The organism is Flavobacterium panacis (assembly GCF_024649945.1).
Taxonomy (GTDB): domain Bacteria; phylum Bacteroidota; class Bacteroidia; order Flavobacteriales; family Flavobacteriaceae; genus Flavobacterium; species Flavobacterium panacis.
Genome location: NZ_JANKMS010000010.1, coordinates 148,470 through 160,538, shown reverse-complemented (window position 1 = coordinate 160,538; position 12,069 = coordinate 148,470). Strand labels below are relative to the sequence as shown.

Annotated in this window: 4 protein-coding genes; 2 read left to right on the top strand and 2 right to left on the bottom strand. The window is 36.8% G+C overall.

The genetic code is table 11. From position 1 onward, the window contains the following. The first annotated feature begins 111 nt into the window (after positions 1-111). On the top strand, positions 112-1,200 hold the full coding sequence (gene bioB / locus NQQ59_RS20170) for a biotin synthase BioB (RefSeq protein ID WP_144216813.1): 1,089 nt from the start codon (positions 112-114) through the stop codon (positions 1,198-1,200). An 80-nt stretch (positions 1,201-1,280) separates the two neighbouring features. After that, complete coding sequence (locus NQQ59_RS20165; RefSeq protein ID WP_144216811.1) at positions 1,281-2,147, top strand: cupin-like domain-containing protein; 867 nt, start codon at positions 1,281-1,283, stop codon at positions 2,145-2,147. A gap of 46 nt (positions 2,148-2,193) precedes the next feature. Here the strand turns inward: NQQ59_RS20165 and NQQ59_RS20160 are convergent, their stop codons facing one another. Together NQQ59_RS20160 and NQQ59_RS20155 are read right to left on the bottom strand one after the other, a co-directional pair. Next, positions 2,194-7,740: a T9SS sorting signal type C domain-containing protein gene (locus NQQ59_RS20160; protein WP_144216809.1), complete on the bottom strand. Its 5,547-nt coding sequence runs from the start codon at positions 7,738-7,740 to the stop codon at positions 2,194-2,196. Positions 7,741-8,218: 478 nt separating this feature from the next. Then, entirely contained in the window at positions 8,219-12,061 is a 3,843-nt protein-coding gene (locus NQQ59_RS20155; RefSeq protein ID WP_257698416.1) for a T9SS sorting signal type C domain-containing protein, read from the bottom strand. Between the last annotated feature and the right edge of the window lie 8 nt (positions 12,062-12,069).

Below are 12,069 nucleotides of genomic sequence, written 5' to 3'. Positions count from 1 at the left end.
TTTTAGAGTGTTTCTTTTTTGAAAAAGACTCACAAATCTTCATTTCGGAAAGCGTACGGCATCTGTCATCATAATTTACTTACTTTTAATGTTCCAAAAAACAATTTATCCATGAGCATTAAAAAACACAACTGGACAAAAGACGAAATAATTGCCATCTACAATAAACCATTGATGGATTTACTTTATGAAGCCGCTACGATTCACAGAGAACAACACGATCCAAATATTGTTCAGGTTTCTACTTTACTTTCTATAAAAACGGGCGGTTGTCCAGAAGACTGTGGTTATTGTCCTCAAGCTGCAAGGTACAATACAGGCGTTGAAGGAAACGATTTAATGACTGTAAGTCAGGTAAAAGCTCAAGCTTTAAGAGCAAAATCAAACGGATCTTCTCGTGTATGCATGGGAGCAGCTTGGCGAAATGTAAAAGATGGTGAAGAATTTGATCAGGTTTTAGAAATGGTTAGAACCATTAACAAACTAGACATGGAAGTTTGCTGTACTCTAGGAATGCTAACAGAAAACCAGGCAAAACGTTTGGCAGAAGCAGGTTTATATGCTTACAACCACAATTTAGACACTTCTGAAGAATACTATAAAGATGTTATTTCGACCCGAGGTTTCGAAGATCGTTTGCAAACCATAGAAAATGTCCGTAAAACAAATGTAACTGTTTGTAGCGGTGGAATCATCGGAATGGGAGAAAGCGTAGAAGACCGCGCTGGCATGCTTGTGGCACTTTCTACTTTAAACCCGCAACCAGAATCTGTTCCAATTAATGCTTTAGTAGCCGTTGAAGGAACTCCGATGGAAGAAGAAAAACCAGTCGAAATTTGGGAAATGATCCGAATGGTTGCAACCACAAGAATTGTAATGCCAGAAACACAAGTTCGATTGTCTGCTGGAAGAACCAATATGTCTCGCGAAGGTCAAGCCATGTGCTTTTTTGCTGGAGCAAATTCTATATTCGCAGGAGACAAATTACTTACAACACCAAACCCGGATGTAAATGACGACATGAAAATGTTTGAAACTTTAGGAATGGTTGCACAAAAGCCTTTTATAAAAATTATGCAACCTAAAACCGTTGAAGCGGCAGATTCTCAATTCAATGATTTAGGAGAAAAACCAAAATGGTCAAGACCAAAACATACAATTGAAAGAAACATTGAAGCTTCGATTAGATCAAAAATTTAGTCTATAGAGCTCATAAATCTCAATAAATATTTTTAAATTGCTTGTAGCACAGAGTTATAAGCAATTTTTTTATTTAGAAAATGAAATTAAAACAGATAGAACGGGTTAAAAAAATCTCTAAAGAAGACTTTATTTCCCAATATGTAAAAAAACAAATTCCAGTTGTTGTTGAAGAGCTGACTGAAGACTGGCCCGCTTATCAAAAATGGAAATTATCCTATATTAATGATATTGCAGGAGACATCACTGTTCCTTTGTACGATGATCGTCCTGTCAACCATGAAGAAGGATTTAATCAAGCTCATTTAGAAATGAAAATGAGTGAGTATATCAATCTTTTAGAATCAAAACCTACCAATTACCGCATTTTTCTTTATAATTTAATGAAACAGGTGCCAACACTAAAAAATGACTTTTTATGGCCGGATATTGGTTTAAAATTGGTTAAACAATTACCCATGTTATTTTTTGGTGGAGAAAATGCGAGAGTCTTTATGCATTATGATATTGATTACTCTAATATTTTGCATTTTCATTTTCATGGAGAAAAGCAGTGCATGATTTTTGCTCCAAATCAGTCCAAATATATGTATAAAGTGCCTCATGCTTTAATTTCGCGAGAAGACATTGATTTTGACAATCCCGATTATGAAAAATTTCCTGCTCTAAAAAATGCTGAAGGTTTTATTACGAATTTAAAACATGGCGAAATGTTGTATATGCCTGAAGGTTATTGGCATTATATGAAATATTTAACTCCAGGATTTTCTATGAGTCTTCGTGCATTTCCAAGAAATATTGTTAATTTATCTAAGGCTGCCTACAACGTTTTTATTATGCGTCATTTTGATATCATGATGCGAAAAATAAAAGGCCAAAAATGGATCGATTATAAAAATGAAAAGGCCATTACCAATACAAATGAAAATCTGAGGCGAACAGCATAATTGTAAAAAAGGCGGTTGAAATTTAAAAAATCAACCGCCTTTTTTATTAGTTGTAGATTACTTTTCTGGCAACCGTTTTACCATTATCCAATGTTATTCGAAGCAATAGAACTTGCGGTCCAGACCTTAGATTTGTAATGAGCCATTCTTTATTGTCAATTCCTTTTTTATCATATAATAATTTTCCTCCAACATCATAAACTGAGACCCCTTCCAGATTTTCACTATCTGAAAATGATTGAAGTTTGATATTCTTGTCTTTTACAGAAACAGCAATATTTCTTTCGGAATTTGTAAAGTCATCATTTCCTAAAGTTCCATTTGGATCAGTGTATCGTAAAACAAATCGTTTTTGAAAAACTCCAATTTCTGTTGTAAAAGTATAACCTCCTGTATTAAGATTATGAACTTTTTTCGTCACATTATCCTGTAGGTAAATCGTCTGATCGCTCAGGTTTCCATCGGTATGATCTATAGCTATTGTGAACTCACCTTTTAAAGCAGATCTATAACCTAATGGAATGGTATCTGACACTGTAAACGGAAGTGCTCTACCTTGAATGACAAGTTTTCTGTTATTATTTACACTGTAAAAGTCTATATCCGGATGCGCATCAAGACTTACGGCATCAAAATTGTTGTCCCACGAATTTGTTGCTCCTGTTATATATCCTATTAAAAGTTGTTTAAACGCTCCCACTGTGTTTGACAAATTTAACCAAGCCCTGTGTTTTTCTACCGCAGCCGTAGAACTGGTTCTAAAAAACTGACTGTTTTCTCCTGGTACACGCATTGCATTTGTAAAAATGACTCTCTGATTTGTTCTTGCTCTTACAAGGAATCCTTGACCACTTGCAATATAACCACTCGGGGTACTTTGGTTTCCTGGATTTGGTGACGGAATTCCAATTGCGACACTTCCCGATAAGTTATAAATCGCATAATCATCATTACTATAATAATAAAAACCATTTCCAGGAGTATATGGTTTTGGAAGTGTATTGTGAGTCCAAATATAAATAGTTCCATAAATATTCGCCTGATTATCATTAATAAATCGATCTGCATAAAGGGCTGACGGATACGGATTACCTACAAGATTGTATTTATCGGCAACAGGAGGTGGTCCTAAAATATCACCATTATTAGGAACTCCAATAAACTGAGAATTATACACAGAAGGTACATCTAAATCATTAGACTGAGGCGCTCTCACGGTATAACCTCTTCCTGGTTCCATTTCATCTGTTCCTCCATAGATCAAGACCCATAATGCTACAGGATCAAACTTAAAGTATTTATCCGCTAATGTATTTGGTGATAAATCATGTAACGTAAAGGCAGGGGTTCTTTTAACAGGAGTTGACCAATGCGTAAAATCGTAACGTCTTACAGGCTTAGTATCTCTTTTATAAATAATATTTCCTGTATTTATTACATTTGCGGTCTGCACTAAACTTGAATTATTTTCGAAAGTCAATGTTCCTCCAGTATTTGTAACTGCATTTGTAATCGTCAAGGTATGATTAGAATTTACTGTAACATTTACACCAGAATCTACAGTACAAGAACAACCACTTAAGTCACCTGTTGTTGAATAATTCCCTGAAAATCGAATAGCATCTGTTAAGGTTGGTTCACTTCCTTTTGACCAAGCAGTTCCATTCCATGTATTGGTAACTGGGGCTAAGATTTCTACATTTGCTGTTGGCATTGATGGACAACCAGAAGGTTCCTGAATTGTGAAATTGTAATTTCCCGGACTCAAATTTGAAATCGTATAAGTTGTTCCAGAAGATGTGTAAGTTTGAGAAACCGTTCCATATTCAGTAATTATCCAACTTGGTGTTGAAAGCAAACTATTTAAAACAATACTTCCCGTTGGAGTTACACAAGTGGGCTGCGTAACTGTTCCAATTACAGGTGTAGAAGGCAATGGAGTTACTGTAATTGTTGCTGAGCCTCCAGTAAAGCCAGTAGTTCGTGCACAAGAATTAGCTCCTGTTACCGAAACCAAAGTATAAGTTGTTGATACAGTAACCGGAGTAGTAAAAGGTGTAAAAGCTGTTCCACTAACAACTCCCGTTGCCGTTCTGTTTGTTCCGTTGTTTTCTGTATAAACTATTGTATAAGGTCCTGTTCCAGCAGTAGCCGTAAAAGTCAATTGGCCTGCACCGGATCCGCATAACGGACTGACCGCACTTAAACTTCCCTGCGGCAAAGGATTAACAGTAATTGTTGCAGAGCCTCCTGTAAAGCCTGTACTTCGAATACACGAATTAGAATCTGTCACTGAAACTAAATTGTAAGCTGTATTCGCTGTAACCGGAGTGGTAAAAGGTGTAAAAGCCGTTCCACTAACAACTCCCGTTGCTGTTCTGTTTGCTCCGTTGTTTTCTGTATAAACTATTGTATAAGGACCTGTTCCAGCGGTAGCCGTAAAAATCAATTGGCCTGCACCAGATCCGCATAACGGACTGACCGCACTTAAACTTCCCTGCGGCAGGGGATTAACCACAATTGTAGCTGAAGCTCCTGTAAAGCCAGAAGTTCTTACACAACTATTCGCTCCCGTTACTGAAACTAAGTTGTAAGCTGTATTTGCTGTAACCGGAGTAGTAAAAGGTGTAAAAGCTGCTCCACTAACAACTCCCGTTGCCGTTCTGTTTGTTCCGTTGTTTTCTGTATAAACTATTGTATAAGGACCTGTTCCAGCGGTAGCCGTAAAAGTCAATTGGCCTGCACCGGATCCGCATAACGGACTGACCGCACTTAAACTTCCCTGCGGCAAAGGATTGACGGTAATTGTTGCAGAGACTCCTGTAAAACCTGTACTTCGAATACACGAATTAGAATCTGTCACTGAAACTAAATTGTAAGCTGTATTTGCAGTAACCGGAGTAGTAAAAGGTGTAAAAGCTGTTCCACTAACAACTCCCGTTGCCGTTCTGTTTGTTCCGTTGTTTTCTGTATAAACAACTGTAAATGGTCCTGTACCAGCGGTAGCCGTAAAGGTCAGCTGACCAGCACCGGATCCGCACAACGGACTGACCGCACTTAAACTTCCCTGCGGCAAAGGATTAACCACAATTGTAGCTGAAGCTCCCGTAAAGCCTGAAGTTCTTACACAACTATTCGCTCCCGTTACTGAAACTAAGTTGTAAGCTGTATTTGCTGTAACCGGAGTAGTAAAAGGTGTAAAAGCTGCTCCACTAACAACTCCCGTTGCCGTTCTGTTTGTTCCGTTGTTTTCTGTATAAACTATTGTATAAGGACCTGTTCCAGCGGTAGCCGTAAAAGTCAATTGGCCTGCACCGGATCCGCATAACGGACTGACCGCACTTAAACTTCCCTGCGGCAAAGGATTGACGGTAATTGTTGCAGAGACTCCTGTAAAACCTGTACTTCGAATACACGAATTAGAATCTGTCACTGAAACTAAATTGTAAGCTGTATTTGCAGTAACCGGAGTGGTAAAAGGTGTAAAAGCCGTTCCACTAACAACTCCCGTTGCTGTTCTGTTTGCTCCGTTGTTTTCTGTATAAACTATTGTATAAGGACCTGTTCCAGCGGTAGCCGTAAAGGTCAATTGACCTGCACCTGATCCGCATAACGGACTGACCGCACTTAAACTTCCCTGCGGCAAAGGGTTTACAGTAATTGTAGCTGAAGCTCCCGTAAAGCCAGAAGTTCTTACACAACTATTCGCTCCCGTTACTGAAACTAAATTATAAGCTGTATTTGCAGTAACCGGAGTAGTAAAAGGTGTAAAAGCCGTTCCACTGACAACTCCCGTTGCCGTTCTGTTTGCTCCATTGTTTTCTGTATAAACTATTGTATAAGGTCCTGTTCCGGCAGTAGCCGTAAAAGTCAATTGGCCTGCACCGGATCCGCATAACGGACTGACTGCACTTAGACTTCCCTGCGGCAAGGGATTCACTGTTATTGTTGCTGAAGCTCCTGTAAAACCTGTACTTCGAATACACGAATTAGAATCTGTCACTGAAACTAAATTGTAAGCTGTATTTGCAGTAACAGGAGTGGTAAAAGGTGTAAAAGCCGTTCCACTAACAACTCCCGTTGCCGTTCTGTTTGTTCCGTTGTTTTCTGTATAAACTATTGTATAAGGTCCTGTTCCTGCACTTGCTGTAAAGGTCAATTGACCAGCACCTGATCCGCATAAAGGACTGACCGCACTTAAACTTCCCTGCGGTAAAGGGTTTACAGTAACAGTTGTAGGACTAGACTCAACCACACTACAAGCTCCATTCTGCACTATTGCTTTAAACTGAGTCGTTTGTGTTAGTGCTCCAGAAACGTAAGTGGTAAGATTAGTTGTACCCGTAATATCTGTCCAAGTAGAAAACGGACTTACTGATGATTGCCATTTTGTAACTGCTCCTGTTTGTCCAGACAATGTCAAAGTACCACTTGTCGCTCCAGAACATATTGTAGTTCCTCCAGTAACATTCCCTCCTACTGATGGAGATGAAACAGTCACATTGGCTGTATTAAATGATGATATATTCGTAGAACAAACGCCTGATCTTATGTTCGTAACTGTAATTACACTAGTCCCTGCTGTTGTTAAACCTTCTGCAACAAAAGTTCCTGTACCTGCGGAACCTGCAAGTATAGTCATTGTTGTTGTCAAATTCGAACCTGTTGGAATACTGCGATTGTAGGTAACAGTATATACACCTATTGGCAATAATGCAGCGGTAGCTGTTAACTGTATGGTTGCAGTTCCTAACGAAGTACAAGCTCCTGTTAAAGCTGACGTTGAATTTACACCGTAAGTTGGACAAGTATAAGTTACATTAACCCGACCCGCAGCTCCAGCACCACCCGGCTGAGCAGGAGATCCTGATAGATGTAATCCACCGCTTCCACCACCACCTGGAGGTGTACCTGGCTGCCCTGGTCCTGCTCCCAATAAAACACTCCCCGCTGCTACACCTCCCGCTCCTCCTCCTGTTCCTCCTGCCTTTCCTCCTACTCCTGAAGATGCTAAAAGATTTAACAAAGCTGCAGCTCCAGCACCACCATCAGACCCAGCTATTGGTGGAACAGACCCTTTAGAAATCGAGGCTGAACCTCCTAGCCCTCCTGCAGCAGTCCCAGTAGTATTAGCTGCTCCACCGCTACCACCAGCTGCAAGGAAAAATGATTCAAATCCTTGAATATAAGAGTTCCCACCATTACCTCCTGTTCCTGTAGTACCTGCTACCGCAGGAGCAACTTTAATCTGAAGTGTTGTTCCAGCTGTAACTGATATTACTGCTTGTGCATGAGCACCACCACCACCACCTGCACCACTTCTTCCTGTTAAAGCAACCGAACCACTTGCTCCTCCTCCTGCTCCACCAGCTCCCCAGCCCTCCACATTCATAGTAAGAACACCTGCTGGGACAAATATTGTTCCATCAGCATTAAATGGAGGATGCTGCGCCCATAAGGAAACAGAGAAAAGAAAAAAGAAGGCAGAAAGTTTAACTTTAGAACAAGAAACTTTAGAATGTAAATTCGTTAAGGAAAAACGAAAGATAAAAAATTGAGGCAAAATCAACGAGGCAGGTAATTTTTTTTTCATCGCACTATTTTTTAAATTATATAGAAAAGATTCCAATCAAATAAGCTATGATTGCTTTCAAATTCTAAACACCTTAAAAAATAAATTCTGACTTGAGAATAGTCTCTCAAAATCAAAACAGAAAATAATGAAATGCTGTTTTTTTAAGTGGTATTTAAAAAAGCAATCTTATTTTGGCTGATAAACATTAAACACAATTCGACTATGAAGGAAATAGACTAAATGTATTTTAACAGGCTTTTATGTATTTTATCGAGTTATCACCACAACAAGGTACGATTTTATTTACATTAAAATTCACAATGTAGTATTAAACATATAAATTTAACACTCAAAATACAATAATCATAAAAAATAAGAAAAAACTGTTAATTTTATAACTATACAGATATAAAACATTGCATATCAATGAAATAAAACACAAAAAAGCTTTTATAGTAATCTATAAAAGCCTTTTTGTATAATTTGAAAAAAATAGTTAAAAAATGATTTTATGAGAAGTGGAATTCCCATTTTCATATAGCACTTTGACTAGTAAAACCTGATGAGAAGAAATTAAATTCTGAATAACAACTTTATTGTTTTCAATATGCTCTCTTTTATATAATTGTTTTCCGGAGATATCGTAAATCTCAATTGTTTTAAGCTTTTCCACAAGAGAATCAACCGTAATAATTCGGTTTTTAACAGATATGAATACGTCGTTTAAATCTTTTGTATTAGTTTGAATTCCTAAAAAATTATTGGTATAAACAATTGAAAAACGGTTATTAAAAGTTCCCGAATCGGAATAGAACTCGTATGAACCCTTACTTAGATTATGTATTTTGTTTAAAGTTTTGTCGACTAAAAAAACAGTGATATTATCAAAAAAATGATCCTGGTGATCAATCTCTATATAAAAAGTCCCTTTTGCCTTTGCTTTATATCCCAAAACAATTGAATCATTTTCATCTAAAGGTTTTGCCCTTCCCTGAATAGCTAGTTTTTTGCTTTCTACAATACTATAAAAATCTACTATTTGATCTGCACTTAAAGCTTCAGCATCGTAATTCAAATCCAAGCTATTCGTGGCTTCATCAGCATATCCTAGAAGAATCTGAACAAATCCATTATTTTTATCTGTAAGATTTAGCCAAAAACGATATTTTTCATCCTTACTTTCCTGGGTTTCCAATTTTTTAGTAGGTTTAAAAAAAGTGGTATTCTTTCCTAAAATTCGCATACTGTTGTTAAACTCTAAAACACCAACTGTATTGCTTCTCACAAAGAAGCCCTGCCCTGTAACTATAGTACCATCTGGCGCCTCATTACTCACTCCAGAATTCAAAGAAGACCTTGTTCCAACCCCTCCTAAAAGATTATAAACTGCAAAACCTTCACTTGAGTACACATAATTTTGAGGTGGTTGATTATGAGTCCAAAAGTAAATTGCTCCTTTTATTTTTCCTGAATTATACTGTATAAAAGCATCTGCACTAATCGCAGAAGGATATGGATTTCCAACTAAATGATATCGATTTGCTGTTTCAAAATTAACTTCGACCTTTCCATTGTTGGGAACTCCTTTAAAAGTTCCTTCAAATATTACACGATCAGTAAGTGAATAACTTTGAGGTGCTCTAATGTTGTAACCATGTCCAGGAATCATGGTAATTGTTCCATTATAATTGCACGTCCATCCTTGAATTGGATCGAACCAAAAAAATTTATCTGCGAGCGTTTCTGGTGAAAAATCGATTAACTTCTGACCCTCTACAGGAGAAGACCAATAAGTAAAATCATATCTCATTACTGGTGTCGTTTTTCTCTTTAAATGAATAATTCCCGTATTAATGATTTCATCATCTGGCTGATACAAACTGGCAGAATTCTCTATAATTAAAGTACCCAATCCTGTGTAGGCAAAATCGATTCCTAAAGTATTTTCCTCCAACAATACAACTTTCTTTCCTTGATCGATATTACAACTACAAATATTTATTGATGTTAGATTTGGATAATCTTCCTTAAAATAAACATCTTTTCCATCTTCAGGGAAACCATTTGACCAAGAAATTCCGTTCCATGTTGTTGCATTTACACAGAGTTTTAAGCGAGCAATTCTATGTTTTGAAACACCAGAAATCGCATTGAAATTTCCACCTGCCAACAATTTATAATCAATTGTAAAATTCATTGCAAAAAGAGTATTATTCAATGCAGCATTAAAAGAATTATCATAAGCCCCGGAAGGCATTAACCTAATGAGTCTGGAAACGGCTACATTTTTATAACTTCCAGAAAAAGTACCTCCAACTAATATTCTCTGGTCTGGCTGAATTAAAATAGTACGTACATCTCCTTTACTAAAACCTGTTCCAGATTCAAAGGTTGCATCAAGACTTCCATCTGTATTTAAACGTAGGATTCTCTTTTGCGAAATCCCGTTAAAAGTTAAAAATGATCCTCCCAAAATTATTTTCCCATCAGACTGAAATGCAATAGCATAAACATTTTTATCAAAACCATTTTGGATATTAAAGCTTGTATCAATACTTCCATCAGAATTTAGGCGTATCAGCCCAGAAAAGGGCAAACCATTAAATGTTTTAAAACGACCACCAACCAAAATTTTCTCATCTGCTTGTAATAATACAATGTCAATAATTCCGTCTGCTCCTGAACCAGTATTAAAAGTAGGGTCTCTGGAACCGTCTGAAAGTAATCTGACAATTCTTCCTGAATTTATTGATGATCCGTTATATCTTGTGAAATTACCCGCTACAAGTATTTTTTGATCATTCTGAATGGCTAATGAATAAACTTGTCCATTACAGCCTTCGCCTACATTAAAAGAATTATCAATTTGTCCCGTACGATTTATTCTAACAATTCTATTAATCGCAATATCATTATATTTTGTAAAATTTCCTCCTACAACTATCTTTCCATCAGCTTGTAATGTAATTGTTTTTACAAGGTTATTTGTCTCTAATTTTTCAGGATTAAAAGTAGTGTCAACAGAACCATCTTCTAAGAGACAAGTAATTCTTGATGCTTTTTCTCCGTTGAATTTTTTAAAATTGCCTCCAACAATTGTTTTTTTATCGGATAAAGGCAAAACACAAAACACCGAATTATCAAATCCAATTCCCGAAGACAGATACGAAATATCATGTTCTCCTTCATTACTGATTTTAGCTAATCTGCCCTGATTTAGTCCATCAAAAACGGAAAAAGAACCACCAACAAACCAAGAACCTTCATCATCAAATTCTAAAGATAAAACGGATGCTGAAGCTTGTCCCGCTCCAATATCAAAATCAGATTTCGGTGTTCCATTGGCATTTAGAAGAACGAGTCTGTTAACTTCGTTATTATTATAAAAACCTGTAAAAGATCCCCCAACCATAATATCTCCATTTGCATTGATTTTCAAAATCTGAACACCTTCTTTGCTAAAGCCTGTGCCAGTTTGAAAGCTTTCATCTTTTGTTCCATCTTCATTTAAACAAATTATTCTATTGGCCGTGATATCTTGATAAGTCGTAAAGTTTCCTCCTAAAATGATTTTTCCATCAGGACGTAAAACAATTGCATTTACATCATCATTGAATCCTGATCCATAACTAAAATTTGAATCTAAACTGCCATTTTCGTTTAGTCGAATTATTCTACTGGCGCTTATATTGTTTAAGGCCGTAAAATTCCCTGTTAGAATTATTTTCTGGTCTGAAGTAACTCGAGCATGCGTAATATTCACAGAAGATCCCGAACCAGTCAAAAAAGAAGAATCGAGGGTACCGTTGGGAAACAAACGTGCAACTCGATTAACTGTTGTGTTTGTATATTTTGTAAAACTTCCAACAATAATTATTTTACCATCAGACTGTACGGCAATGTCATAAATAATTCCTGTAGTTGCTCCAATAGACGTATTAAAACTTTCATCATAAGAACCGTCAGGATTTAAGCGAATAAGTCTTCCAGCATTAATTCCGTTATACGTTGTAAAACTACCTCCCAAAACAATTTTACCATCGTCTTGCAAATAGGAAGCATAAACTTTACCATTAAAACCTGTTCCTGTATTAAAGCTTTCATCAATAGATCCATCAGGATTCAAACGGGTAATATAGGAAACAGGAAATCCGTTTAAGCTTAAATAATCTCCACCTACAATCAAACTCCCATCTTGCTGTAAAAGAAGTGTTCTCACTGCAGCATTAAAACCATCACCATTTTGTCCGTCATCTTTAGTATTAAAAGTGATATCTACTTTACCCTGTTGTGCAAAAAGGTTTTCACTGAAAGATAGAATAAGAATTAAAAAAGCCAAATAATATG